The organism is Gilvibacter sediminis, from assembly GCF_028561565.1.
Lineage (GTDB): Bacteria > Bacteroidota > Bacteroidia > Flavobacteriales > Flavobacteriaceae > Gilvibacter > Gilvibacter sediminis.
This window is the reverse complement of the sequence record NZ_JAQQTE010000023.1, coordinates 203,694-227,901: the sequence shown is the minus strand read 5'-3', so window position 1 is coordinate 227,901 and position 24,208 is coordinate 203,694. Positions and strand designations below refer to the sequence as shown.

The 24,208-nt window shown below is 43.5% G+C and carries 28 protein-coding genes; 10 read left to right on the top strand and 18 right to left on the bottom strand.

The annotated features are described in order from the left end of the window. Positions 1-16 precede the first annotated feature (16 nt). Together POW22_RS15365 and rho are read right to left on the bottom strand one after the other, a co-directional pair. Positions 17-730, bottom strand: coding sequence for a T9SS type A sorting domain-containing protein (locus POW22_RS15365; protein WP_272833653.1), 714 nt, complete (start codon positions 728-730; stop codon positions 17-19). Positions 731-1,182: 452 nt separating this feature from the next. After that, positions 1,183-2,823, bottom strand: a complete 1,641-nt coding sequence (gene rho, locus POW22_RS15360; protein WP_272833652.1) for a transcription termination factor Rho — start codon at positions 2,821-2,823, stop codon at positions 1,183-1,185. A 198-nt stretch (positions 2,824-3,021) separates the two neighbouring features. On the opposite strand from rho, the gene POW22_RS15355 reads away from it, so the two are divergent. Next, complete coding sequence (locus POW22_RS15355) at positions 3,022-3,432, top strand: DUF4293 domain-containing protein (protein WP_272833651.1); 411 nt, start codon at positions 3,022-3,024, stop codon at positions 3,430-3,432. 404 nt (positions 3,433-3,836) lie between these two features. Here POW22_RS15355 and POW22_RS15350 read toward each other — a convergent pair whose 3' ends face one another. Together POW22_RS15350 and POW22_RS15345 are read right to left on the bottom strand one after the other, a co-directional pair. Beyond that, complete coding sequence (locus tag POW22_RS15350) at positions 3,837-4,523, bottom strand: hypothetical protein (RefSeq protein ID WP_272833650.1); 687 nt, start codon at positions 4,521-4,523, stop codon at positions 3,837-3,839. A gap of 383 nt (positions 4,524-4,906) precedes the next feature. Beyond that, positions 4,907-5,398 (bottom strand): metallophosphoesterase family protein, encoded by a 492-nt coding sequence (locus POW22_RS15345; protein WP_272833649.1) that lies wholly within the window; start codon positions 5,396-5,398, stop codon positions 4,907-4,909. A gap of 38 nt (positions 5,399-5,436) precedes the next feature. Here POW22_RS15345 and truA point away from each other — a divergent pair, with 38 nt between their 5' ends. Then, the gene (truA, locus tag POW22_RS15340; protein ID WP_272833648.1) at positions 5,437-6,183 is read left to right on the top strand and encodes a tRNA pseudouridine(38-40) synthase TruA; all 747 of its coding nucleotides are present in this window, start codon (positions 5,437-5,439) and stop codon (positions 6,181-6,183) included. Then, complete coding sequence (locus POW22_RS15335; protein WP_272833647.1) at positions 6,180-7,946, top strand: ABC transporter ATP-binding protein; 1,767 nt, start codon at positions 6,180-6,182, stop codon at positions 7,944-7,946. Before truA ends, POW22_RS15335 begins: the two co-directional genes overlap by 4 nt. On the opposite strand, the gene POW22_RS15330 is transcribed toward POW22_RS15335, so the two are convergent. Genes POW22_RS15330 through folP form a run of 3 tightly spaced genes read right to left on the bottom strand, consistent with a single transcriptional unit; the run spans position 7,943 to position 10,432 of the window. Beyond that, entirely contained in the window at positions 7,943-8,749 is an 807-nt protein-coding gene (locus POW22_RS15330; protein WP_272833646.1) for a DUF3667 domain-containing protein, read from the bottom strand. The two genes, POW22_RS15335 and POW22_RS15330, sit on opposite strands and share 4 nt — an antisense overlap. A 4-nt stretch (positions 8,750-8,753) precedes the next feature. Beyond that, positions 8,754-9,527 carry a diadenylate cyclase gene (locus POW22_RS15325; RefSeq protein ID WP_272833645.1) on the bottom strand — a complete coding sequence of 258 codons (774 nt, stop codon included), beginning with the start codon at positions 9,525-9,527 and terminating at the stop codon, positions 8,754-8,756. A gap of 56 nt (positions 9,528-9,583) precedes the next feature. Then, a complete protein-coding gene (gene folP / locus POW22_RS15320; protein WP_272833644.1) occupies positions 9,584-10,432 on the bottom strand; it encodes a dihydropteroate synthase in 849 nt (282 codons plus the stop codon). Between the two features lie 132 nt (positions 10,433-10,564). Between folP and POW22_RS15315 the strand changes: the two genes are divergently transcribed. The 7 genes from POW22_RS15315 (at position 10,565) to POW22_RS15285 (ending at position 16,778) form a co-directional block, all read left to right on the top strand. Beyond that, positions 10,565-11,122 carry a DUF1599 domain-containing protein gene (locus POW22_RS15315; protein ID WP_272833643.1) on the top strand — a complete coding sequence of 186 codons (558 nt, stop codon included), beginning with the start codon at positions 10,565-10,567 and terminating at the stop codon, positions 11,120-11,122. A gap of 18 nt (positions 11,123-11,140) precedes the next feature. After that, positions 11,141-12,862 (top strand): BT_3928 family protein, encoded by a 1,722-nt coding sequence (locus tag POW22_RS15310; RefSeq protein ID WP_272833642.1) that lies wholly within the window; start codon positions 11,141-11,143, stop codon positions 12,860-12,862. A gap of 14 nt (positions 12,863-12,876) precedes the next feature. After that, a complete protein-coding gene (locus POW22_RS15305; RefSeq protein ID WP_419181008.1) occupies positions 12,877-13,935 on the top strand; it encodes an ABC transporter permease in 1,059 nt (352 codons plus the stop codon). After that, complete coding sequence (tpiA, locus tag POW22_RS15300; protein ID WP_272833640.1) at positions 13,932-14,687, top strand: triose-phosphate isomerase; 756 nt, start codon at positions 13,932-13,934, stop codon at positions 14,685-14,687. Before POW22_RS15305 ends, tpiA begins: the two co-directional genes overlap by 4 nt. Next, the gene (gene prmA, locus POW22_RS15295; RefSeq protein ID WP_272833639.1) at positions 14,687-15,517 is read left to right on the top strand and encodes a 50S ribosomal protein L11 methyltransferase; all 831 of its coding nucleotides are present in this window, start codon (positions 14,687-14,689) and stop codon (positions 15,515-15,517) included. The genes tpiA and prmA overlap by 1 nt, the downstream gene beginning before the upstream one ends. A 9-nt stretch (positions 15,518-15,526) precedes the next feature. Continuing rightward, the gene (locus POW22_RS15290) at positions 15,527-15,802 is read left to right on the top strand and encodes an ATP-dependent Clp protease adaptor ClpS (RefSeq protein ID WP_272833638.1); all 276 of its coding nucleotides are present in this window, start codon (positions 15,527-15,529) and stop codon (positions 15,800-15,802) included. Positions 15,803-15,923: 121 nt separating this feature from the next. Continuing rightward, entirely contained in the window at positions 15,924-16,778 is an 855-nt protein-coding gene (locus POW22_RS15285; protein WP_272833637.1) for a M57 family metalloprotease, read from the top strand. An 83-nt stretch (positions 16,779-16,861) separates the two neighbouring features. On the opposite strand, the gene POW22_RS15280 is transcribed toward POW22_RS15285, so the two are convergent. The 11 genes from POW22_RS15280 to POW22_RS15230 all read right to left on the bottom strand — a co-directional run bounded on the left by POW22_RS15280 (position 16,862) and on the right by POW22_RS15230 (position 24,118). Next, positions 16,862-17,287 (bottom strand): (4Fe-4S)-binding protein, encoded by a 426-nt coding sequence (locus POW22_RS15280; protein ID WP_272833636.1) that lies wholly within the window; start codon positions 17,285-17,287, stop codon positions 16,862-16,864. 114 nt (positions 17,288-17,401) lie between these two features. Continuing rightward, a complete protein-coding gene (locus POW22_RS15275) occupies positions 17,402-18,241 on the bottom strand; it encodes an NmrA family NAD(P)-binding protein (RefSeq protein WP_272833635.1) in 840 nt (279 codons plus the stop codon). Between the two features lie 33 nt (positions 18,242-18,274). Next, positions 18,275-18,772 (bottom strand): anthrone oxygenase family protein, encoded by a 498-nt coding sequence (locus POW22_RS15270; RefSeq protein ID WP_272833634.1) that lies wholly within the window; start codon positions 18,770-18,772, stop codon positions 18,275-18,277. Between the two features lie 4 nt (positions 18,773-18,776). After that, complete coding sequence (locus POW22_RS15265) at positions 18,777-19,178, bottom strand: DUF5367 family protein (protein WP_272833633.1); 402 nt, start codon at positions 19,176-19,178, stop codon at positions 18,777-18,779. 89 nt (positions 19,179-19,267) lie between these two features. Further along, the gene (locus POW22_RS15260; RefSeq protein WP_272833632.1) at positions 19,268-20,122 is read right to left on the bottom strand and encodes a helix-turn-helix domain-containing protein; all 855 of its coding nucleotides are present in this window, start codon (positions 20,120-20,122) and stop codon (positions 19,268-19,270) included. Positions 20,123-20,225: 103 nt separating this feature from the next. After that, positions 20,226-20,693, bottom strand: coding sequence for a hypothetical protein (locus tag POW22_RS15255; RefSeq protein WP_272833631.1), 468 nt, complete (start codon positions 20,691-20,693; stop codon positions 20,226-20,228). Between the two features lie 90 nt (positions 20,694-20,783). After that, positions 20,784-21,683, bottom strand: a complete 900-nt coding sequence (locus POW22_RS15250; RefSeq protein WP_272833630.1) for a mechanosensitive ion channel family protein — start codon at positions 21,681-21,683, stop codon at positions 20,784-20,786. A gap of 4 nt (positions 21,684-21,687) precedes the next feature. Beyond that, a complete protein-coding gene (locus tag POW22_RS15245; protein ID WP_272833629.1) occupies positions 21,688-22,194 on the bottom strand; it encodes a Dps family protein in 507 nt (168 codons plus the stop codon). A gap of 242 nt (positions 22,195-22,436) precedes the next feature. Beyond that, on the bottom strand, positions 22,437-23,495 hold the full coding sequence (corA, locus tag POW22_RS15240; protein WP_272833628.1) for a magnesium/cobalt transporter CorA: 1,059 nt from the start codon (positions 23,493-23,495) through the stop codon (positions 22,437-22,439). 45 nt (positions 23,496-23,540) lie between these two features. Further along, a complete protein-coding gene (locus POW22_RS15235; RefSeq protein ID WP_272833627.1) occupies positions 23,541-23,798 on the bottom strand; it encodes a glutaredoxin family protein in 258 nt (85 codons plus the stop codon). Between the two features lie 38 nt (positions 23,799-23,836). Further along, positions 23,837-24,118: a GNAT family N-acetyltransferase gene (locus POW22_RS15230; RefSeq protein WP_272833626.1), complete on the bottom strand. Its 282-nt coding sequence runs from the start codon at positions 24,116-24,118 to the stop codon at positions 23,837-23,839. Between the last annotated feature and the right edge of the window lie 90 nt (positions 24,119-24,208).

Here is a 24,208-nt window from a genome sequence, read left to right as displayed (position 1 = left end):
AATTATTATTACAAGCTCACCGTTTAACCACTTTAGCTCTAAAAATTTCTTTGCTTATTGTGATCTCTAAAAAATAGACGCCACTGGCAAGGTCTGAGATATCAAATTGCCCAGAAGGGTTGTAAGTCAATTTACGCTGCAATCCGCTAACGCTGTAGATCATTATTTCACTGTCCGCTGTTAGGGCTTTGTTGAGCTTGAAATTATCTGAAGTGGGGTTGGGGTATACTTGCAGGGTTGATAAACGCTGTTCAGCTACGTTTAAGGTAGTCGGAGTGAAATACAAGTAAAAGCCGCTACCAAAGCCTAGGGTTAAAAGAGGTTCTCCGTCTGAGCCAGTTGTTATGGAATATTCGTATTCAAGAAGGGGAACTGGAAGGTTGAGTTGCCAGAAATAAGCATCCTCATAATTGTTTTGACTCTCTGAGTCACAGGTGTTGTCTGTAGCTGAAAACTCAGGAATGAAAATACTTTCTAAACCAGTTCCAACACCTACAGAAAAACTGCCTGTAAATGAATTGCAAGCTCCAACACCTTCAAAGCTAAGGTCTGAATTTACTTTTAAGTAAGGTGTTATCGCCGGACTTACATCCGCAGTATAGGCTGTAGGTAGCAGATCTCTATCAATAGCAATTAACCCCCAGGTATTCACCAGCTCAGGGTCGTAATCTTGTGCAGCGGCATTTCCCCAGAGACCAATGACAATTACAATTAGTAAAAGTTTTTTCATAGCGTATTAATTGTGGGGAGTCCCTTAAAACCACAAAAATTAAGGCCAAACCAAAAACGCGACTCCGAGCGAGCAAGTAGTAAAACCAGCCAGCAGCGGTGGGCTTGAGATGCATTGTGCCGATCTGGGCCTTTAGGGCCAGGAGCTTTCAATGCATCTGTGGCTGCGGGTGGCTAGGTTTTCAAATGGGAGCGAGTGTCGCTAGCGCTTTTGGATACTTTTGCCGCAATGGGAAAAGTATCAAAGGGTCAAGGCCCACGCCTTGATAATTAAAGACCGAATTAAAAACAAAAAGATAAAAACCCCGCGCAAGCGATCGCAGCGGCATCCTTTTTAAGAATTAAAAAGATATAGCGTAGAGCGCGCTGCCGCCTGCGGCGGCATGCGCAAAAAAAAAGAGCCTTGCAAAAAACAAGACTCCTTCTTTGAACTATAATTAAGATTTTTACAGCCTACCCATTCATAGAAATGAGGAACTCTTCATTAGAGCGGGTTTGCTTCACGCGGTCTAGAATGAATTCCATGGCTTCTACCGGGTTCATATCTGCCAAGTACTTGCGCATTACCCACATACGTTGGATCACATTGTCGTCTAACAAGATGTCATCACGACGCGTTGAGGAGCTCATCAAGTCAATGGCTGGGAAGATTCTGCGGTTAGAAATACGTCTGTCTAACTGCAGTTCCATATTACCAGTTCCTTTAAATTCTTCAAAGATCACCTCGTCCATTTTAGAACCTGTTTCTGTAAGGGCTGTAGCAATGATACTCAAACTACCGCCGTTCTCAATATTACGGGCTGCACCAAAGAAACGTTTTGGTTTGTGTAGGGCATTGGCATCCACACCACCGGAAAGGATCTTACCAGAAGCAGGCTGTACCGTGTTGTAGGCACGCGCTAAACGCGTGATGGAATCCAAAAGGATCACAACATCGTGTCCGCACTCTACCAAACGCTTGGCCTTTTCAATGACGATGTTTGCTACACGTACGTGTTCTGAAGCTTCCTTGTCAAAGGTAGAGGCAACAACCTCTCCGCTAACGTTACGCTGCATATCGGTAACCTCTTCCGGGCGCTCGTCAATAAGCAGTACAATTTGGTATACCTCTGGGTGGTTCGCTGCAATAGCGTTGGCAATGTCCTTAAGGAGCATTGTTTTACCCGTTTTAGGTTGCGATACGATCATCCCACGCTGGCCTTTCCCAATAGGAGAGAACAGGTCCATAATACGCGTTGAGATAGTCGCTTGCTTGTCTGCGATATTGAATTTCTCTTCTGGGAAGAGTGGTGTCAAGTGTTCAAAAGATACACGGTCACGCACCACATTTGGGCTCAGACCGTTGATCTTACTCACTTTGATCAGCGGGAAGTATTTTTCACCTTCTTTTGGTGGACGTACTTCTCCGAGTACCGTATCTCCAGTTTTTAATCCGAACAAACGGATCTGCGACTGTGACACGTAAATATCATCTGGAGACGACAAATAGTTGTAATCACTGGAACGCAAGAAGCCGTAGCCGTCTTGCATGATATCTAACACCCCTTCGCTTTCAATGATGCCTTCAAATTCAAAGTCAGGCTCGCGGTAGCGGTTGCGATTGTCCTTATTGCCGTTGTTTTGATTCTTTTGGTTCTTCTGGTTACGCCCGTTATTGTTGTTACGGTTGTTGTCCTTCTGACCTTTGTTCTTATGGTCTTGACTCTTGTTCTTGTTGTCTTGACCTTTAGAATTGTTATTGTCCTTCGCGTTTTGGTCCTTGCCTTTGTTGTCGTCGTCTTTCTGCTGATTCTTCTGCTGATTGCGACGGTTGTCTTGGCGCTGGTTCTGCTTTCCGCGATTGTCTTGTTTCTTGTCTTGAGCGTTGTTCTGCTCTTTCTTAGGAGCTGGTTTTTGCTCGCTTTTTGGGGCTTCTTCTGCAGGCGCTTCAGTCTTAATGGCTTTAACGGCCTGAGGATTTGCTGCCTGGTAATCTAAGATTTGGTATACCAGGTCTAATTTCTTTAAGCTTCGGTACTTGGGGACACTAAGCGTTTTTGCTAACTCTTGAAGTTCGGGTAGCTTTTTTGTTTTTAATTCAGAAATATCAAACATCTGAGGATAGAATTAATAGAATGTAATGAATGATGAATTTTCGTCGAAGAGAAAATCGTAAAATGTCTTGGAGAATAAGGAGTCGTGTGGTCTCAACTCCGAATTGATACTGCAATAATACAAATATATTTTGTTTAATTACGCACCCTCCATAAAAAAAGAAACATTATTTTTGCCCTCCAAACACGTATAAAAAGGATGTTACAACGCATACAAACCGTTTATATGTTGTTAGCGAGTTTAGCGCTAATAGGACTCTATGTTTGGTTTCCTGTAGTTGCAGACAACGCTGGCCAAGTATTGGTTTCCAAAGACGAACTTTTGGTAGCAATACCCATGGCGCTCGCAATACTCGTTATTGCGATTTCGATCTTTCAATTCAAAAAGAGACAGTTGCAGTTTGTGCTCAACAGACTGGCAATTCTGTTAAACTTTTTTTTACTAGGAGTTTTCGTGTATCGTGCCCTAAGTGTATCCGGAGAGGCAATTGCTTCAGAGAAGGGTATTGGACTGCTCGTACCTGTCGTTTCTATCGTTTTTCTGGCTTTGGCCAACAAAGCCATCAGACGGGATGAGGAGCTCGTAAAATCTGCGGACCGATTACGTTAAACCTATCATCTTAGTATATTAGTGGAAAGCCTTTGAGTATGCCAACTCAGAGGCTTTTTTTTGTGCATGCCGCAAAGGCGGCACCGGGCTTTTCGCGCTACACGGTAGCTAGCTTCAATCCCTTGCGCGGGGTAATTGTCTTTTCGTTATGAATATTGCTTTAATATTCGCGGAGAAGTCCACGTGTCTTTTATGTTACTTTTTTCATTGCCAAAAAAGTAACCAAAAAGTCTAGCGACGCTCATTCGCCTCTAAAATCTACGCCAACCGCCTCCACAGATGCTCGGAGTTCGCCTTCGGACTATTCCTCGCATCTCATGTCCAACGACTGCTGGCTTGATTTTTACGAGGCTCAATCGGAGTCGCAATATTGGTTTAGCTAAATAAAATGTATATAGGTGTGGTCAATAGAGTTTCATTTTTCTAATTTCTTGTTCTTTGAGAACTTTCCAATTGGAACAGAGAAAGTGGCCGGAAACCACGGTGTCATTATCAAAGTAACCGAAATCTTCGTTTAATCTTATCTCGTAGCGTCCGAATATATCTGAGGCTATTGAATAGTCCATCTTAGAAATTGCAATTTGATATTTGTTTGTCTCGCTCTTTTTGAAGTATTGGCCGTTGTATTCCGGCTCAGTTGACTTAGAAAATAACTCAATGCTTTCTATTAGTTCATCTTTAATTTGAATTGTTAGAAACTTGAATTGACCACTGATTTTCTTCTTTAGGTCGCGTGTCATAAAAGCCGCAATTTTGCCACCTGAATGATCTAAGATTCCAATCGAATCTAATTCACTTTGATTCGGAATTCCCGAGATTATTTGAATCGTTATAGAATTGTCCTTTGTATTTTTCTCACAGAAGCATTGAGCTCCAATTGATCTTTCAACCTCAAAATTTGATACCAATTGAGAAAGTGTTTGTTTGTAAGTTATTTTACTAGTATTGATAATGAAATCACTCTGGAATTCGATTTCAGTATTATCAACTTTTAATTCCTGAGGATCTAATTCATGTTCTCCGTTAGTCTTTATTTTATTCTCACAACTGATGAGAAAGGCGAAGGCAATAATGGAATAGATGGTTTTCATTATCTAAAAAGAGCAATTATTGTGCCTTTATTTGATAACCGCCCCTTCCGGCTGGAGCGTCTGAAGCTTTACAAAGATCGGTTCGAGTCCGTGCAATGGCGGCAGGGCCGCGCACGGCTCAGATTTTGTAAACGGTGTGTCGCGAATGCGTAACATTTATACACGCATGAGCGTCACAACAGAATCGGAAGGGGCTAGCGCTTTTGGATACTTTTGTCGCGATGGGAAAAGTATCGAAAGAAAAAGGAAAAAGACCTTTTGGTGGTGCGTCAAGACAGATGTTCACAGGACATCTGTCTGTCACCAATGCGGCAATGGTAAAAAGGACATATAGAAAAAATTAAATATTGGACTAGTCTTGATTTAGAAGACCGAATTGAAAGCTAGCGCTTCATTTCTATAACCTCAAGATTCGAGATCTTCTCCCCATCAATCTCAAAGCGAAGCATAGTCCTTACTTTATGAAAGCCATGCTTTCCGGCGGCTCCGGGGTTCATGTGCAATAAGCCTAATTTCTTATCGGGCATGACCTTTAGAATGTGCGAATGTCCACAAATGAAAAGTTTGGGCGGGTTGCGGTAGATCTCCTCCCGAACCCGACGGTCATAACGACCTGGATAGCCACCAATATGGGTGATCCAAACGTCTACGCCTTCACACATAAAACGCAGGTTTTCCGGATATTCTTGACGCGCTTTTGCGTCGTCTATATTACCGTAGACCGCGCGCACAGGTTTTGCGGTAGCCAAGGTATCTGTCACGCCTAGTGAACCAATATCGCCTGCATGCCAAACCTCGTCGGCCTGAGAGGCGTATTCTAAGATTCGATCATCGATATAGGAGTGGGTGTCTGAAAGCAGTAGGATTTTGGTCATGGGAAGCCTTATCTTTGCAACTGTAAAAGTACGAGAACTTGCGGTATTTTTTAGAAATAGCATTTGACGGAACCGATTTTCACGGCTGGCAACGCCAACCCAACGCAATCAGTGTGCAAGAAGCTTTAGAAGAAGCCTTGCGCTTGGTGTGCAAGATCGATTCGGGTATCGTTGGGGCAGGTCGTACAGACACGGGAGTACACGCTGTGCAGATCATGGCGCATGTGGATGCAGACTTTGCATTAGATCAGGATCCTTGGTTGGACAAACTCAACAGTTTTTTACCGCCCTCAATCGTCATAAAATCCATCCGCCAAGTTCAAGATGATGCTCATGCGCGTTTTCAAGCCACAGGAAGAACCTATAAATATTATATAAGCCTCGGGAAGAATCCTTTTGCAGTTCAGTTCAGCCACAGCTTGCATCGAACCCCAGATGTAGCGGCCATGAATGAGGGGGCAAAGCTGCTTTTAGGAACTCAAGATTTTCAGTGCTTTTCCCGTTCCAATACTGACGTAAAGACCTATGTCTGTGACCTTAAAGAAGCTTATTGGGTTCAAGAAGGGCAGCAGCTCGTTTTTACCATCAGTGCCGATCGTTTTTTGCGCAATATGGTCCGAGCAGTCGTAGGGACATTACTAGAAGTGGGCTATGGCAAGCGCGCTATTGATTCCATCCCACAACTCATCGCCTCAAAAAATAGAAGTGAGGCAGGCGCCTCAGCTCCCGCAAAAGGTTTATTTTTACATAAGGTTAGCTATCCTGAAGCCCTTTATAAATCATGAGCGAAAAATCCGGAAAGGCATTTGATTTCAAACTCTTTAAAAGACTGCTAGGTTTTACTAAAGCCTACCGCTGGATCTTTTATTTTGTGGCCATATCTGTGATTTTGATGTCGGCTTTGGCTGTGGCACGCCCTTATGTGCTAAAGATCGCCATTGACGAATCCATCATTGGAAAAGATTCAGAAGCCTTATTGACCTATGTGTTGATCATGGGTGGGATCCTGTTCTTGGAGGTTCTCTTTCAATTTGCTTTTATCTTTTACGCGAATTGGTTAGGGCAAAGTGTGATTCGCGACATACGCGTAAAGCTGTTTCAGCATATGTTGCGTTTTAAAATGGCCTATTTTGACAAAAGCGCCGTTGGGCGTTTAACGACTCGCGCGGTAAATGATATTGAGACCATTTCCAGTATTTTTTCTCAAGGCCTGTTTATGATTATTTCAGATCTGCTCAAAATGGGCGTGATCATGGGCGTGATGCTAGTCATGAGTTGGAAATTGGCACTGATCGTGTTTGCCATTCTGCCTGTTCTGGTTTATGCCACTCGAGTGTTCCAACGCGCAATGAAATCAGCTTTTGAAGAGGTGCGTACTCAAATTGCAGATCTCAACAGTTTTGTGCAGGAACGCATTACCGGAATGAAGATCGTGCAGCTCTTTGCGCGTGAAGAAACAGAATACAAGGCCTTTCACGCCATCAACGAAAAACACAAGAAAGCTTGGATCAAGACGGTTTGGTACAATTCCATCTTTTTTCCAATTGCAGAGATCGCTTCTTCAATTGCCATTGGTTTAGTGGCTTGGTATGGGGCTCGTGATATTTTTGAAGGCGGAGCCATTACTGTGGGGATCATCACGGCATTCATTCAGTTCTCGCAAATGCTGTTCCGTCCGTTAAGACAGATTGCCGATAAGTTCAATACCCTTCAAATGGGAATGGTTGCTGCTAATCGTGTGTTTGCGGTCTTGGATACGGAGGCACAAATTGCCAATGAAGGTACGCAGATGTGGCAAGAGGCTAAGGGCGAGATCGCTTTCCAGGATGTGCGCTTTAGTTATGTTAAAGACGAGGAGGTCCTCAAGGGAATTTCCTTTACCGTGCAACCGGGAGAAACGGTTGCCATTGTTGGAGCCACCGGAGCCGGCAAGTCCACAATTATCAATTTGTTGTCGCGTCTCTATGAGCGTGATTCCGGGGTTATTTCAATAGACGGTTTACCTATTGAACAGTACCAATTAGAATCCTTGAGAAAAGGTATTGCCATTGTGCTGCAAGATGTTTTCCTTTTTGCGGATTCCATCCATAACAACATCACCTTAAACGATCCTTCTATTTCTGAAGAAGATGTGATTCAGGCTGCAAAGGCCATTGGCGTCCATGACTTTATTGAAACCCTACCTGGAGGATACAATTACAATGTGAAAGAGCGCGGTAGTATGCTTTCTTCCGGGCAACGACAACTCTTAGCGTTCTTAAGAGCTTATGTGAGTCAGCCGGATATTTTGATCCTGGATGAGGCGACATCATCTATTGACACCTATTCAGAAGAACTCATTCAAAAGGCCACAGAAAAGCTTACAGAAGGCCGTACGTCACTCATTATTGCTCACCGCTTGGCCACAGTCAAAAAGGCCGATACCATTATTGTTATGGATCAAGGGAAGATCGTAGAAAAAGGGTCTCACCAAGAACTCTTGGCCATTGAGGACGGGTACTACAAAAATCTCTACGAGGTGCAGTTTATGGCAGAAGAAGCGGTCTAACCTTGCGCAGCAAAGCCAGCTCCAAAGACCATCATAAAGATCACCACACCGATCACAAGTAGCAAGTAAACTCCGATCCCGATCAGAATAAACAATAGGGAGCGCCAAACGATTCCTAAGAAACTCAGATTAAACATCCGCTTATAGACGTAGGCGCTAAAGAGGAACTGAATTAAAATAACCCAATAACTCATTTTCATGTAATTGGCGCCAAAAGGCAGCAAGATGAGTACGGGCAGGGTCATGGCTAAACTCAACCAAGATTGGGTATAGCCTACAATGACAATATGTTTTAGGTAGGAGTATGCCTTTTGTTTAATGAAGGTAATCTTCGCTAAAAGCGCATAAATTGGGATCATTAAAATGTATAAGATGGCTTGATACTCCATCCACCACATGGTCTCGGTAGGATCTTCTTGTTCCAAATTTTGAAAAAATGGATTGTCTTTTTGAGATTCTCCCATGGCCTCAACCATCCATGTCATGTCTAAGGATTCTGGATACAGATTGCGGATCACAAAAATCATCAATCCACTCGCAGTAATCGCAACGGCGAGCCAATTTGCTAAGTTCATATGGCGTTTGCGAACTCCGTCTATATACCCGTCAATAACTGCCTTTGGTCTGAGCAGCATATCACGGAAGGTCCTAACCAGCAGGTTCCGATCCAAATTCAAGAAGCGTTCCTCAAAATCTTGAGTCACATATTTGAACGTAAAAGGCTCTACAATAACACGCGCACCGCAATGGTTACAGAATTGTGCACCGTGTTCTAGGGTTTCGTCGCAGTTCTTACAATTCATGAGCTTAGCTTAAATCGGTTCTGATGAGTTCACCCAAGGCTTCAAAATTCTCATAGGTGACAAAGGCTCCATCTTTTATGTAACTGATCTGTCCGTTCTCTTCAGAAACAACCAGACAAAGCGCATCGGTCTTCTCTGTGATCCCAATGGCCGCACGGTGCCTTAAACCAAAGCGCAGCGGAATATTTCTGTCATTAGAAACCGGAAGAATCACGCGTGTTGCGGTAATGGTATTGCCTTCAATGACCATAGCGCCGTCGTGCAGCGGACTGTTTTTAAAGAAGATGCTTTCAATGATCGGCTGATTCACTTCCGCATTCATGCGGTCTCCCGTATTCTTTACAAAGTCGAGATTGGTGTTTCGTTCCATTACAATCAAAGCTCCGGCGTATTGGGCTCCCATCTTTTTACAAGCCGCTAAAATGTCTTGAACGTTGGTGCTGACAGCATCCCCGCTGTTGTTGAGTTTAAACTGTTTGAAGAATTTTTTTCGGGCTTTAAAGTTGGTGGATCCAACCATGAGCAGGAACTTTCTGATTTCCTGCTGAAAGACCACGATCAAAGCAAAAACCCCAGCGCCTAAGAATCCTCCGAGGATCTTACTGAACAGCTCCATTTCTAAGAGCTCGGTGAATTTCCAAACGGTATAGAGAATGACAATCCCAATAAAGATGTTGATCGCAACGGTTCCTTTGACCAAACGGTAGAGGTAAAAAAGCAGCGCCGCCACTAAGACGATGTCTACAATATCAATTACACGGATGTCGAGGAGATTCAACGTTTTTGGCCTTTGCTTGTAAATTTAACAAATTAATGTGAAGTCAAAAGCCGGAATCATTCGCGGGATTTAATTAAGGCTTGATGCAGTGTTACACACTCCATGGCGGGGGCAACATCATGTACTCTGAGGATGGCCGCTCCGCGATCTAAAGCCCAGGCATTTAAGGCCGTGGTTCCGTTTAAGGCTTCTAGCGCTGAACTTTCTAAGGTTTTGTAGATCATGGATTTCCTTGAAACTCCGGCCAATATAGGGCAATCTAAGTCGTGTAATAGCTCCAATTTATCGAGTAGCTCATAATTCTGCTCCACGGTTTTGGCGAATCCAAAACCTGGATCAATGATCACGTCATTGATCCCTAGCGCTTTTGCGCTGTGGAGCTGGGTGGCAAAGTAGGATTTGATATCTCGGATCAAATGATCGTAATCGGTTAGTGATTTCATGGTTTGCGGCGTTCCCCGCATATGCATCATGATGTAGGGCACTTGCAGCTCTGCCACTTTTGAGAGCATCTTTGGGTCTAAGTGTCCGCCGCTAATGTCATTGACAAATGCTGCTCCAGCCTCAATGGCTTGTCGAGCAACCTCACTTCTAAACGTATCTATGCTGATCAGTGCCTCTGAAAACTCCTTTAAGATGGCTTCAATAACTGGGATTACGCGCCCAGCTTCCTCTTCAATAGAAATATCGTCAGCTCCTGGGCGGGAAGAGTAGCCGCCAATGTCCAGAAAAGTGGCTCCCTCTTGCAGCATTTGCGCTGCACTGTCTACAGCCTTCTGAACTTCGAAGTTCGCTCCTCCGTCGTAAAAGGAATCTGGAGTGACGTTGATGATTCCCATAACCTTGGGTATCTCAAAATCAATCAATCGGCCTTTACAGTTTATGGATTTCCAGTTTTTTGACATCGGTAAAGCGGCTGTGTTTGTTCAAAATTAGGGCTATTCCAGCAATTTTTTCATCGAATTCTAAAAGATTCAAAAAAGGCGTGAACTTTTCAATAATTTAAGCGAAATTTACGCAACCAATCCGATGTTTTTATGGCCCAAACAGCAATGCAATACGACGCGGTTATCGCCCAGTGCAGAAGCTTGTTCATCAAGAAAATGAAAGACTACGGCAGTGCTTGGCGCATTTTGCGTTTGCCGTCATTGACCGATCAGATCTTTATCAAAGCCCAAAGGATCCGCAGCTTGCAACAAAACGAGCAGCGCAAGGTTGACGAAGGTGAGGCTCCGGAATTCATTGGAATCATCAATTATTGCATCATGGCTTTGGTGCAGTTGGAACTGGGTGTGGTAGAACAACCAGACCTGGATTTGGATCAGGCCATTGCCCAATACGATGATAAGATTGCGGTTACTAAGCAACTCATGTTAGACAAGAATCACGATTACGGAGAAGCTTGGCGCGACATGCGCGTGAGCTCCCTGACCGATCTGATTCTGCAGAAATTATTGCGTGTAAAACAAATTGAAGACAATCAGGGCAGGACCTTGGTGTCTGAAGGTATAGACGCTAATTATCAGGACATGATCAATTATGCAGTTTTTGCGCTCATCCATATGGGCCATGCAGAAACAGCCTCTCAAGTTTAATTCAATTCCCTTTTTAGTTTGAAGTATTTAGTAGGATTTTCGAGAATATTTGTCGGTATACTGTTTTTGATAAGTGGCTTTATCAAGCTCAACGACCCCGTAGGTTTCTCCTTTAAACTCAAGGAGTATTTCGCTGCTGAGGTGCTCAACCTAGAGTTTTTGATTCCCTTCGCGCTGTTGATAGCGGTAGTGGTGGTAATCTATGAAGTATTACTCGGGGTGATGATCATCTTTGGTTATGCCCGAAAATTCACGGTTTGGAGTCTGCTGCTGATGATCGTATTCTTCACCTTTTTGACCTTCTATTCTGCAGTCACTGGAAAGGTAACCGATTGCGGCTGTTTTGGAGACGCCATGAAATTGACCCCTTGGGAGAGTTTCTACAAGGATTTGGTATTGTTAGTGCTTATTTTGATCCTATTCATCGGACAAAAACACATTCAGCCTTTCTTAACCAAAACGCTCAGACGCGCAATAGTACTGATCTCGTTTATAGCATCAATGATCTTTTGCTATTATGTTCTGATGCACTTGCCGGCCATAGATTTTAGACCTTATAAGATTGGAGCCAATATACAAGAGGGCATGAGTGTTCCTGCGGATGCACCTAAGGCGATATATGAATATACTTGGAAGTTTGATATTGACGGCCAAGAAAAAGAGATCAAGACCTTTGGAGACTATCCAGACACAGAAGGGGAGCTAATCGGTTATGAGACTGAATTGGTTCAGGAAGGCTATGAGCCGCCAATTCACGATTTCACCATAGAACGCGATGGGGAAGATCAATCAGCAAGCTTGCTGGAAGAGCCTAACTTGATCGTTGTGGTGGCCTATTCTTTAAGTAATACCGAACTGGAAGGTTATGATAACATCCGAGCGATCACCAATGAGGCCATTAAGAACGGATATAAGGTAATTGGAATGTCTGCGTCCAGTCAAGAGGAAACGGAAGCACTTAAGGAAAAGTATGAACTCAACTTTGATTTCTATTTCTGTGACGAGACTACCCTTAAAACCATAGTGAGATCCAATCCAGGTATCCTTGAATTGCAAAAAGGTACCATCATGCAAAAGCTACACTGGAACGATGCCTTGGAGCTTCAGCTAAACGAATTGGAAGGTGCTATGCCGAATCTGGACTTTACTCTAAAGCGCCGTTTGGACAGTATTGCCATTTTGGACCAACGTTACCGCAAGCTCATCATGGCCAGTTCTGATGAAGAGCGCAAGGCTATTGGAGAAGCCATGGGCCTCTCCCCAGAGGAGTACAACGGTGACCTATGGGGGCGTCAAATGGCCATTGACAAAAGCAACCTGCTCTTTGTAGAGCGCGTGCTTAATTCACAAGGTTATCCCGGCAAAAGTGTGGTTGGGGAATCCACAAGCACAGCGGCTTGGTACGTGATCCAACACAATCCGGAGAAAATTCCAGAGTATCTCAACACCATGAAAATTGCAGCTAAGAATGGCGAACTGCCTTTCCGTTTGGTAGCTATGATGGAAGATCGTTATTTAATGAACACCAATGAAATGCAGATCTACGGAACCCAAGGCATGTCTTATAGCGACGTTCGTGGCGATTTCATTTGGCCTATAGAAGATCCTGAAAATGTAAATCAACGCCGTAAGGAGGCGGGCTTCACTCAAACCATAGAAGAGTACGCCAAGGATCTTTTTGGGGAAGACTTTGAATACAAGGTACTCACCTTAGATGATGTGAAACAAGAAGAGCAGTAGTGGTACGATACGTAATGGCAAAATTGGGTTATGGATTGTTGACGCTTTTTGGCGTAGTGACCGTGATCTTTATGCTCTTTACATTATTGCCAGACCCAGCTCAAATGATGTTGGGACAGAATGAAAGCGCTGAACAACTCGCCATTGTCAAAAAGAAATACGGCTTTGACAAGCCAATTGGGACGCAATACTTGTATTACCTCAATGATTTATCGCCTTTGTCCTTTCACTCCACCTCAGAGGAAAATTACACTTTTTTAAGTCCTGGAAAGTATTCAGCGACAGAATTATTTACCCTTGGAGAAACTCAGGTAGTTGTCAAAGCTCCGTATTTGCGAGAGAGTTTTCAAAAGACTGGGAAGCCGGTCACACAAGTTATAGGCGAGACCTTACCCAATACTATGGTTTTAGCGATCTCTGCCATAAGCCTGGCGATGCTGTTGGGCGGTCTATTAGGAGTTATTTCTGCCTGGTATAAAGACCGCTGGATCGATCGTTTGATTCAGATCATCAGTACTTTTGGAATGAGTCTACCTTCTTTCTTTAGCGCCATTATCTTTGCGTGGTTGTTTGGCTTTGTTTGGCATGAGGTCACCGGTTTAAACATGACTGGAAGCCTTTATGAGGTCGATGATTTTGGAGAAGGGGTGTCCATTCAATGGAAGAATCTGATCTTACCCGCAGTGGTTTTAGGAATCCGTCCTTTGGCGGTAGTTACCCAATTGATGCGAAATAGCCTGTTGGAAGTGCTGCAACAAGAATACATCAGAACAGCCAAAGCAAAGGGATTGAGTACTTTTAGGCTCCTTTGGCGTCACGCACTGAAAAATGCTTTAAACCCTGTCATTACTGCAATTTCAGGTTGGTTTGCTTCTATGCTTGCCGGAGCTGTTTTTGTGGAATTCATTTTTGGATGGAATGGCTTGGGAAAAGAGATCGTAGATGCGCTGAATACCTTAGATTTGCCAATTATCATGGGAGCTGTGTTGGTCATAGCCCTATTATTTATAATCATTAATATCATGGTCGATGTGATCTACGGATGGCTCGACCCCAAAATAAGACTGGAATGAGAAGACCTTTAGTTGCCGGAAACTGGAAAATGAATTGTGACAAGCAAGAGTCTGCAGATCTAATTGCTGCACTAAAAAGTGAAACCCTTAAAGAAGGGGTGGAGGTAATGATTGCTCCAACCTTTGTAAATCTCGCTGCTACAGTAGATCATACGCAAGACGCTGCCATTGGAGTAGCCGCGCAAAACATGCATCAGAGTGCAAGTGGTGCTTATACAGGAGAGATCTCTGGAGCTATGCTCAAGAGTATTGGAGTAGAGACCGTGATTTTGGGACACAGCGAACGCCGTGCCTACTTTGGAGAAGACGAAGCCCTTTTGGCGGATAAAGTAAAAGCTGCCTTAGCTTTTGGGATGCAAGTAATCTTTTGTTTTGGTGAGGTCATTGAGGACCGCCGTGCAGGGAAGCATTTTGATGTAGTGGCCGCACAGCTTAAAGGCGCTTTGTATGACCTGGATGAAGCTGCATATAAGCAGATCGTTTTGGCTTATGAGCCTGTTTGGGCCATTGGTACCGGAGAGACAGCCTCGCCAGAGCAAGCACAAGAAATGCACGCTTTCATCCGTTCCAATATGGCAGAACGCTACAGTGAGCAATTAGCGCAAGACGTAACCATTTTATACGGAGGAAGTGTAAAGCCAAACAACGCTGGTGAGATCTTTGGACAACCTGATGTAGATGGCGGTCTAATTGGAGGTGCTTCCTTAAAAGCAGACAGCTTCGCTGCTATTGTAAACGCGTTCCCGGTCTAATGATCTACATTGAATATATCTTCACTGTAGCTCCGCTGCAGCCTTTTACCGAGATCTTAATTGCGGAATTAGGAGGAGTTGGTTTTGAGAGTTTTGTAGAAACTTCTGATGGTGTAAAAGCCTATATCCAGAAGGAAGAATGGAATCCGCAGCTATTAGAGGATATATTTATTTTAAAGTCTGAAGAGGTGCAGATCAGTTTTAAACAAGCTGAGATCGAGCAGCAGAACTGGAATGCCAAATGGGAGGAGAACTTCAATCCCATAGTGGTAGACGGACGTTGCACGGTAAAGGCACCTTTCCACACCGATACTCCAGATACGGAGTACACCATCATTATTGAACCTAAAATGTCTTTCGGGACTGGACATCACGCCACCACCCATATGATTCTTAGTTTTCTTTTAGAGGATGAGGTAAAGGATCAGTCTGTGCTGGATATGGGCTGCGGTACTTCCGTGCTCGCCATCATGGCAGCCAAGCGCGGAGCTAGTTTTGTGGAGGCTATTGATATTGATCCGTGGTGCTATGAAAACTCCATGGAGAATGTAGAGCGCAATGGCCATGCGGATATAGTGGTAAAGCAAGGCGATGCCTCAATTTTAGGGGACACTAAATACGATACCATCATAGCCAATATCAACCGAAATATTTTACTCAATGACCTTCCGGCTTATCAGGCCGTATTAAATTCTGGTGGGACTATTTACTTGAGCGGTTATTTGGAAGCGGATCGTGAAATATTAGAAGATGCTTGTACCAAACTCGGGGGTAGGCCCGTTAAATATAAAAGCCGTGAGGGTTGGATTGCGGCCAAATTTGTATTTTAGCCCCTGATAATGAGTGGACAAGAAAAATATCAAGAAGATTTAGATGTCGCTGTTTTGGAGCAGCGAGAGAACGAGATTGTACTTTATAACGATGATGTAAATACCTTTGATCACGTTATTTCTTGCTTGATCTCCACTTGTGATCATACCCCAGAACAGGCAGAGCAGTGTTCCTTAATTGTTCATTACAAAGGGAAATGCACCGTGAAAACCGGTCCTTATGAAGACCTTAAACCACGCTGCTCAAAACTACTTCAAGCAGGCCTCAGTGCCGAAATTGTGTAAGCCAATTATGGCTGAACCACAAACTTTTAGCTCCACTCAAAATTACTAACATTAGTTAGCCTCTCTTTTTGTAACTTCAAGGAAATCATTCAATTTTCACTAACCATTAATTGCGATTTCTATGAAAAACGTACTTAAAAAAAGTGCTCTATTACTTATGGGAGCACTGGTATTTTCTGCATGTTCAGAAGATCCCGACACCGAAGCTCAAATCGAAGAAGCAAACCTGACTAAGCCAGTACCACAGAAAGTGGTGGAGCAGGTGCAAGATTTGGGTATGAACCCTAATTTCATTCGTTATGATGAATTCTTCTTCCCAGATGGAACCAGCGAGGAGCGTCTGTTCATTGAAGAAGATGTTGTAATGACTGAAAAGCAACTTGCCGAAATGGCCGCTGAACTTGATTCAGATCCATTGGCTAAGCAGTACCGTACTTCTAACCTGGTACAACAGGGTAGAAACATTACCATCATCGGGTATACCGGTGGCGGTGGTTATGGTCTTTCCAGTAAGGCGCGAACTGCTTTACAATGGGCTGTAAACAACTACAACCGTTTGAGTGGAGTTTCTATTAGCTTTACACTGACCTTTGGAACCAACTTTGGTGACAAAGATATGGTCGTTTACAACAACCCAACCCAATCAGGTTCTGGAGGAAGCGCTGGTTTCCCAAGTTCTGGACTTCCGTACAAGTGGGTACAGATCTATGGTTTGGATGGATTCTCTACCAATGTGAACGAGCACGTGATCACTCACGAGATCGGTCACTCTGTTGGATTCCGGCACACAGACTACTTCAGCCGTCAAAGCTGCGGGCAGAATGTAAACGAAGGTTCAGCAGGAGTTGGAGCCATCTACGTTCCAGGAACAGCTACTGGATATGATGCAACATCGATCATGTTGGCATGTTTCAGTGCTTCTACTAACGGAGAGTTCAACGGGAACGACATTACCGCTTTACGCAGTATGTACTAAGGAAATAACTAACCATCAATTTTCCTTAAACAAAGAAAACCACCCTTTTCAGGGTGGTTTTTGATTTTATAGACTTATTGATCTTATCCGCGGAAATCAGCTTCTACATGTGCTCCGTCACAATACGGCTTGTTCTGTGATTGACCACAACGACAAAAGGCCGTAGTTCTGTTTTTGGTTTCGGTGTTGCCTGCGGCGTCGGTTACATTAAGCGTTCCATAGACCAGCAAAGGCCCATTTTCTAAAACTTCTACTTTGGTCTCCAGACTTTGGGCCTCTGGAGCTGCCTCTCCTTCCATTTTATAACTCAAAGCACCAGAAGGACAAGCGTCAATTTGCTTTTTTAAGGCTTCCGCAGAGGTATTCTCTGGCTGGATCCACGGGCGCTTCTCAGGGTCGTAGACCTCAGGCAGTCTATTGACACACTCTTTGGCGTGTATACACAGTTTGGGTTTCCAGATCACGGTGATCTCTCCGTTGGAATATTCTTTGCGGACGTCGTTACTCATGGTTCTAATTTTCCTTTAAGTTACAAACTTCTTTGATTTTAGAGATCCGCGCCTAGGTAAAACCCAAATGCTAAAACGAATCATCAATTCGACGATCCGTTTTAGCTTGAGCATTTATACCGCAGTTGTGGGCACATCCCAACCCCCTGTGGCAGCCAACTCATCCGCGTACTGCTTAAAGTCTTTAGCAGGCCTTCCAATGATATTCTCAATATCCTTGGTGATTATTGAGTTGTCTGGATTCCCGATCACTTCGGTAAACAAATAGGTAATGAGCCAAACATAGGTCTCAGGGAGCCCCATTTCTTGCATGACCCCTTTGTAGGCCTCCATGCTTACTGGGGTAAATCCAATATCGCGGCCAGTAGCAGTAGCAATTGTAGCCACGGCTTCTTTAAAAGTGTAACCCTTCGGACCGGTGAGCTCATAGGTATGACCGTTGTGTTTCGGATTCAAGAAAACGGCTACAGCAACATCGGCGATATCCTCAGCATCTACAAAAGGAATTTTACTGTCAGACATGGGTAGGGCAACATGACCTTCCAAAACGGGTTCCATTAAGAAACTTTCGCTCCAGTTCTGACTGAACCAATTACACTGAATGATGGTATAGTCAATTCCAGATTTTTTTACGATTCCTTCACAGCGTTGCGCCTCAGTTTCTCCCTTTCCAGACAGTAGCACGATCTTTTTCACACCGGCCTTCTTTGCCTGAGCTACCAGTTCACTCACGGCCTGATAGGCGCCCGGAACGGCCAAGTCTGGTTGATAAGTGATGTAGAGGTGGGTAATGTCTTTTACTACCTCTGCCCAATTGCTGGAGTCTTCCCAACTGAAAGAAGGAGTGGCTCTTCTGGAGCCCAAACGTACGGTCTCTCCGCGTTCTTGTAATCTTTTAGCAATACGGCTTCCGGTTTTTCCGGTACCTCCGAGAATTAAAAATTGATTTTTCATAAGGATTTGTTTTTGTGTATTTGTGATTTGTTTTTAAGCGTTATTTTTTAAAAGCATGCCCAATGCGAGGAGCAAAAAGCTCAAGGTACTTGTGAGGGTTCTGATGTTATGCCAAGTATTCCACGGCTTTTCAAATTGGCGTCTGAGCCAACCGAGTTCTTCTTGTGACGCGCTGGCAATGTCTACCGAATCTAGGAGTTCGTTTAAGGGAACATTCTTGGTGATGGTTACCACTACCAATCCAATTAGATATAGCGCAGCTGCGACTACGAACAGCCAAAAGCTTTTATCTGGAGTGAATCTGTGCAGATAAACATTCACTAAATGCCCTAAGAGCGGTCCAAAGAAGACTAAAAGGAAACTCGGGTTGATGATGGACCGATTCATCTGTTGGAAGGCCATCAAGAAATTTTGATCATCCAGCTTTCCGATGCCCGGCGTTATGGCATTAGTCCAAGTAAAACAGAGTCCAGCGGTCAGGCCTGTTAGCAATAAGGTCAGCAGTAAATTGAAATTGGTTAAAGAGTACATGGGTTTATGATTTTGTGGGTTGTGCGGCGTTTTTAACTCGCAGGTGATAATAAGCGCCACTTAGGGCGACGAAAATCAATCCGATCCCCCAAAAGAGAGGATCGCCATAAAAATCAGCATAGCTACCACCTTCCGGCAAAAAGAGCAGGGGAACAGTTACTAGGGCGTCCATAGTACCGCTGATCAAAAAGAAAAGTGTTCCCAGGATCCAGCCGTTGATGGCGGAGCTCTTTTTGTAGTAAATGCGATTGGCGTTCCAAACTAAAGGGAAGAGAATAGCGATCAATCCCAAATTGGCCTGTAGCTCCTTGTTTTCCATAAAAGGAAGCATATAAGCGAGCACAAAGCTGAGCACACCAAACAGCCAAGTGGCTAATCCGACAATAAGTATTCTAGTTAATCTCATGACGTATGTTTTTAATGACACGTCAAAACTAGGGCGGTCTAGGTGGCTAGATTTATTCTAAAAGAAGTATGATTTGTTCCAAAAGTGCACTACTTGACCTGGCTGGGTCTGTAGCCGAATTTTTTGGTAAAGGCGTTGGAGAAGGAACTCAAACTGTCGTAACCCACTTGCCAGGCTGCTTCCTGAACGGTGGCCTGTTGTTTTTGGATCATTTCATGAGCGGTGGTCAGACGCTGGTTTTGGAGGTATTTAAAAACGGGCACCCCAAAGACGGCTTTAAAGTCTTTTTTGAGTTTGGTGGTGTTTAGCCCGATGCTTTTGGCCAGTTCCGTAAGTGAAGGCGGGTTGTCTAAATTGGCGGCGAGGATCTCTTTGGCCAGTTCTAATTTATCGGTTTCTTGCGGTCTGTTTTGCTGCTGATAGGACAGGGCCAATTGTCCAAAGAAGTGGGAGAGTAGTACCGTGATCTGAGAGCGAAAGAACATCATTTTGGTCTTGCCCGTAAAACTGTTCGCAAAGATGGAGTCCACAATTTGTTGCATTTGCGGACTCATAAAGAACTGAGGACCTTCTACATAATTGTCGCTGGGATTTACCAGTTCGTTGAGCATTTCTGAAAAGATCTCACCTTCTTGATTGGGAAGTTCATTAAGCTTGCGCAGCGCTGTGGCTACCACGATACATTCCAAAGGTTTGTCCGGCGCTACTCGGTGCACACAATTTACAGTCGCATCGGCATAAAAAGAAAGCGCCAATCCTTTGGTGCCCTTGTATTGCTTTTTCTGCTTACCCCATTCCATGCTCAGTTCCACATTGCCAGATCCGTAAAAGGCGACAGCCACCACAGGCTCATCAAAGCTGCAAGCGTCTGTTACCAATTCTTGCGCCTTGTTGATCTCAACCAGAACGGTAAAATCGTTGATGTCTATAGTATCTCTATTCATAGCACTCTATAAATGTAATCATTACCAGGTGCTTAATCAATGGCTTAGGGGTAAAAAAAAAGCCAGCACTAAGGCTGGCTTTTCAACTCTTGTGAAGTCCAAATTATTTGGCTTCACTCAGCATGATATCAAACAAATCGACATACTTCTTTTCAATTTCATAGTCTTTCTTCAATAGATTGTATTCGATCTCTTCTCCAATCAATGTGATTAAGAATCCTTCATTACTCGGCACAATGGAAAAACTATCCTCGGCCTCGCTTTTGTAACTCATGGTGATCATTCTATCGTATTGGCCGTCATTGTCGGCATCAATGCTGATGCGTTTGGTGACTTTGTCCATATTGTCTACACGATCTTGATTCAACTCATAGCGTTCCGATTTTTCCAAGCTTACCACTTCATTGCGCATGCTTTCAATGCGTAAGGTGTAAAAGGAGTCTTGTCCGTTACGTTCAATTTGATATTTCTTGATTGTCGTTTCGTCTACAGTTTGCTCGTTACTCTGCGCGGACACAGATACGGTTAAAGCAATTGCAGCGAGTGTTATAATAGATTTTATATAGTTCATTTTTATAGTTTTTGTAATTATTAGAAAATATTTAGCCTGCGGTCTCTGGGACCGTAATGTTAGATTATAAGTTGTCTTTGTCTAGGACAACTAGTTCTCTGAAAAGGCTTTTTCTGGTTTTTGACTCAGCGGTAAGGCGTTGTCGAATTGCAAGGTTCTGATAGGGAATGGAATATTGATTCCTTCTTTATCGAATGCTTTTTTAAGCTCGATTATGGCCTTGCTTTTGGCTCTAAGTTTGTCTAAGCCGCTTTCTCCTTTGATCCAGAATCGACTGATGAAGTTTATGGAGCTATCTCCAAATTCGGTATAGTAAAACTCCAATTCGCGTTCTAGCTTTTCTTGATCAAAGTGTTGCGCAATAGTTTTTTTGGTCAATCCCTGTACGCGTTCTAAGTCGGATTCATAGCCAACTCCGCAGGAAAGTGTAATGCGCATCTCTGTGGTTTTGGAGAAGTTCTTAAAAGGATTCTCCATGATCTTTCGGTTGGGAAGCACCACAATGTTGTTGTCTGCTTCTCGCATCACAAAATAGTTGAGGTTAATGTCGGTCACCTCTCCTGCATAGCCGTTGGATTCTATCCAATCTCCAATGCTGATGTTTTTTCTAAAGGAAAGAACAATACCTGAGATCAGGTTGGACAGTGTCCCTTGTAGGGCCAAACCAATTACCAGTCCAGATACACCGGCAGCCGATAACATGGTTGTTAAAGCCTTTCCTAAATTCAAGGACACCAAAGCGAGGATCAATCCTCCTAGCACCACGACCGTAGAGGCCACACGTGCTATTAATTGGGTTACACTGGTTTGCTTGACGCGCTTATAAATTAACTTTAAGGTAGCGCGGTATACCAGTTTTGAAACCAAGAAAGAAACTAACAAGACTGCCAATGCGACTCCCAGATTTGGTAGGTTAGCCACAAAAGTGTCCCACCAGCCGGTCAATTTTTCGCTTACTTGATTTGCAGATTCTAAGTCTTGTACGGTCATTTTTCTATGCTTCTTCGATTAAACTTGTGGCTAAGGTCTCTTCATTTCTTTTAGACCAAGCGTTGAGCATCCAACTGTCTTTTTCCATCTCACGGATGTAGGCTCCTAGTAGGTCTGCTGTACCTTCGTCTTTCGCATTGTCTGCGTGTAACATTACGGTACGCATTTGTGCTAGTAGCATTCTATGGTCGTTTAAGATCTCCATCACCATTTCACGGTCGTCCTTAATACTTTCTGATTCTTCCAATTTGGAAATACGCAGATAGTCACTGTATTTACTTACCGGGTGATAACGCAAGGTTAAGATGCGCTCGGCAATCTCGTCAATTCTTACGCGGGCTGTTGTGTAGAGGTCTTCAAACTTGGCGTGCAAGTCAAAGAAATTCTTTCCGAGTACGTTCCAATGATAGTTTCTTAATTTTTGATAGTAGATGTGATATTCTGCCAAGAGTGTATTGAGTTCAATCACTACGGGCAACAATTTCTCATCATTCATGTTTAAATAATTCATGCTGAAATTTTAGAGTTAATAAATAGATTTGCAGTGTGGGTGAGGGGTGCAGAAGGCACCTAAGAAAGCTCACCAGTAAAGAAATTCAAGTACCTGAGCGACACTGCTTTTGTAATGGTACACTCTTAATATAACGGCAGAGGGAAGTTTGTCAAGTCCTTTAACGGCCTTTAACTATTTTTCTAGTTATAAAGTCTTAAAAGTGTTAAATCAGCCCTTGAGCTGTTAAAAGATTTTAACATTTACATCCAATGTTTGCGTCTAAAGAAGATGATAAGGATAATGGTAATCACTAACATAATGCCCAACAAAACAAAGTACCCGTATTGATAGTGAAGCTCAGGAATGTTGGTAAAGTTCATTCCGTAAATTCCTGCCAAGAAGGTCAACGGAATAAAAATGGTAGAAACCAAGGTGAGCAGCTGCATTACCTTATTCATTTTAAAGCTGAGTTCAGAAATATACAGATCTTGTAAGCCATTGAGCAGATCTCTATTGGAATCCAGATTGTCAATCACATGAACGGTATGTTCGTAGAGGTCTCTAACAAAGAGTGGGGTGGTGTCTACAATGAGTTTGTGTTCGGACTTTGAAAATTGTGAGGTGGCCTCGCGCAGCGGAATTACTTTCTTGCGCAATTGCAATAGTTCCTTTTTCAAATGATGGATCTCTCCTTTGATCTGCGGACTCGGATTGTCCGTCAGTTCTTCTTCCAAGTGATTGATCACCTCTTCAAACCCTTCAATGACCACATAGTAATGATCTACCACTACATCCATCAAAGCAAAGGCTAAGTAATCAGCACCTCTTGAACGGATACGGCCGCTACTGCGTTCCAAGCGCTCTCGGACTGGTGCAAAGAGATCGGTCTCTGTTTCTTGGAAGCTGATCACAGCTCCGTCAGTAACATAAATGGCCAAGTGTTCTTTGATCACCTCTCTAGTCTCTGCTTTGAATTGCAGAGCTTTTAAGGTGATGAAAAAGCCTTCTTCATATTCTTCAAATTTGGGTCTTTGATGAATATCCACAGTATTCTCCAAGGTAAGCGGATGCATTCCAAAATTAGCTCCCAGTGCGGCAATGAGCTCTGTATCGTGCATGCCGCGAACGTCAAACCAATCTACCTTCTTATTATCTAAAGGTGCAATTTGATGTTCGTTATGACTGTCGAGTTCTCCTTGTTCCAGTTGCTCGTTGTTATAGGACAACTGGTGAATGATCACCTTATCGACTTTTTTATTACCCGTAAATACAAGGGTACCTGGGGCTAAACCGATCTTTTTACGTGACTTACTCATCATGGGTCGTGAAATTTATTGCTATTAAATGTACTAAAACAATCGGCCTTAGTCTTTCAAATGGTGTTTTTCCAAGAATTCTTCTAAAACGGTAATAGACGGATTCTTTAAGAACTGCCCTCCATAAGTGATGGTTGGGAATTTTAGATTGCCACTAAACAGCCTTCTTAAGTCGGCCGCGGCCTCACCATCTTTCTCAACATCAAGATCTAGAAAGGAAATAGCACCAGCCTGGAGAAACTGCCTTAATTGCGCAGTCTTTAAACACCACTGCGTACCGTAGAGTTTGAGCTTATTCACAGGCATAACTGATATTGAATAGGTGGTCGCAACGATTTAAAGGACTATTTAAGAACATCTGCAAATTCGTTATGGCGCTTAAACATGGCATTGGCAAAGGGACAAAGCGGTAGTATCTTTTGATTTTTATCACGCGCCATAGTTACCAAAGCTTCAAGCATCTTGAGGCCTACCCCTTTTTGTTTGTGCGCTTCTTCAACCTCCGTATGATCAATGATGATGAGTTCTGGGCCTGCAACGGAATAGGTCATCATGCCCAGGCGCTCATCATTTTGTCTGGCAAGGGCAAAACCTTTATTGTCGCGCTCTTTTATTGTTATTTCCATAATTGAACCTCTAAGTTAGCTTTAAAATTTTACATCTGCGTCAATTGGAATTTACCCAGTCCTCCAATATATTTTTAACTTAGAGTCTGG

Bases quoted from the DNA above. Each gene is read 5' to 3' on its own strand.
- POW22_RS15255 (WP_272833631.1), bottom strand. From the start codon at position 20,693: ATGAACTATATAAAATCTATTATAACACTCGCTGCAATTGCTTTAACC.
- POW22_RS15305 (WP_419181008.1), top strand. From the start codon at position 12,877: ATGGCAAAATTGGGTTATGGATTGTTGACGCTTTTTGGCGTAGTGACC.
- corA (WP_272833628.1), bottom strand. From the start codon at position 23,495: ATGATGAGTAAGTCACGTAAAAAGATCGGTTTAGCCCCAGGTACCCTT.
- POW22_RS15365 (WP_272833653.1), bottom strand. From the start codon at position 730: ATGAAAAAACTTTTACTAATTGTAATTGTCATTGGTCTCTGGGGAAAT.
- folP (WP_272833644.1), bottom strand. From the start codon at position 10,432: ATGTCAAAAAACTGGAAATCCATAAACTGTAAAGGCCGATTGATTGAT.
- POW22_RS15270 (WP_272833634.1), bottom strand. From the start codon at position 18,772: ATGTACTCTTTAACCAATTTCAATTTACTGCTGACCTTATTGCTAACA.
- POW22_RS15260 (WP_272833632.1), bottom strand. From the start codon at position 20,122: ATGAATAGAGATACTATAGACATCAACGATTTTACCGTTCTGGTTGAG.
- POW22_RS15245 (WP_272833629.1), bottom strand. From the start codon at position 22,194: ATGAATTATTTAAACATGAATGATGAGAAATTGTTGCCCGTAGTGATT.
- POW22_RS15250 (WP_272833630.1), bottom strand. From the start codon at position 21,683: ATGACCGTACAAGACTTAGAATCTGCAAATCAAGTAAGCGAAAAATTG.
- POW22_RS15265 (WP_272833633.1), bottom strand. From the start codon at position 19,178: ATGAGATTAACTAGAATACTTATTGTCGGATTAGCCACTTGGCTGTTT.
- rho (WP_272833652.1), bottom strand. From the start codon at position 2,823: ATGTTTGATATTTCTGAATTAAAAACAAAAAAGCTACCCGAACTTCAA.
- POW22_RS15230 (WP_272833626.1), bottom strand. From the start codon at position 24,118: ATGGAAATAACAATAAAAGAGCGCGACAATAAAGGTTTTGCCCTTGCC.
- POW22_RS15235 (WP_272833627.1), bottom strand. From the start codon at position 23,798: ATGCCTGTGAATAAGCTCAAACTCTACGGTACGCAGTGGTGTTTAAAG.
- POW22_RS15280 (WP_272833636.1), bottom strand. From the start codon at position 17,287: ATGAGTAACGACGTCCGCAAAGAATATTCCAACGGAGAGATCACCGTG.
- POW22_RS15290 (WP_272833638.1), top strand. From the start codon at position 15,527: ATGAGTGGACAAGAAAAATATCAAGAAGATTTAGATGTCGCTGTTTTG.
- POW22_RS15275 (WP_272833635.1), bottom strand. From the start codon at position 18,241: ATGAAAAATCAATTTTTAATTCTCGGAGGTACCGGAAAAACCGGAAGC.
- tpiA (WP_272833640.1), top strand. From the start codon at position 13,932: ATGAGAAGACCTTTAGTTGCCGGAAACTGGAAAATGAATTGTGACAAG.
- POW22_RS15350 (WP_272833650.1), bottom strand. From the start codon at position 4,523: ATGAAAACCATCTATTCCATTATTGCCTTCGCCTTTCTCATCAGTTGT.
- POW22_RS15330 (WP_272833646.1), bottom strand. From the start codon at position 8,749: ATGAATTGTAAGAACTGCGACGAAACCCTAGAACACGGTGCACAATTC.
- POW22_RS15345 (WP_272833649.1), bottom strand. From the start codon at position 5,398: ATGACCAAAATCCTACTGCTTTCAGACACCCACTCCTATATCGATGAT.
- POW22_RS15315 (WP_272833643.1), top strand. From the start codon at position 10,565: ATGGCCCAAACAGCAATGCAATACGACGCGGTTATCGCCCAGTGCAGA.
- POW22_RS15285 (WP_272833637.1), top strand. From the start codon at position 15,924: ATGAAAAACGTACTTAAAAAAAGTGCTCTATTACTTATGGGAGCACTG.
- POW22_RS15335 (WP_272833647.1), top strand. From the start codon at position 6,180: ATGAGCGAAAAATCCGGAAAGGCATTTGATTTCAAACTCTTTAAAAGA.
- prmA (WP_272833639.1), top strand. From the start codon at position 14,687: ATGATCTACATTGAATATATCTTCACTGTAGCTCCGCTGCAGCCTTTT.
- POW22_RS15355 (WP_272833651.1), top strand. From the start codon at position 3,022: ATGTTACAACGCATACAAACCGTTTATATGTTGTTAGCGAGTTTAGCG.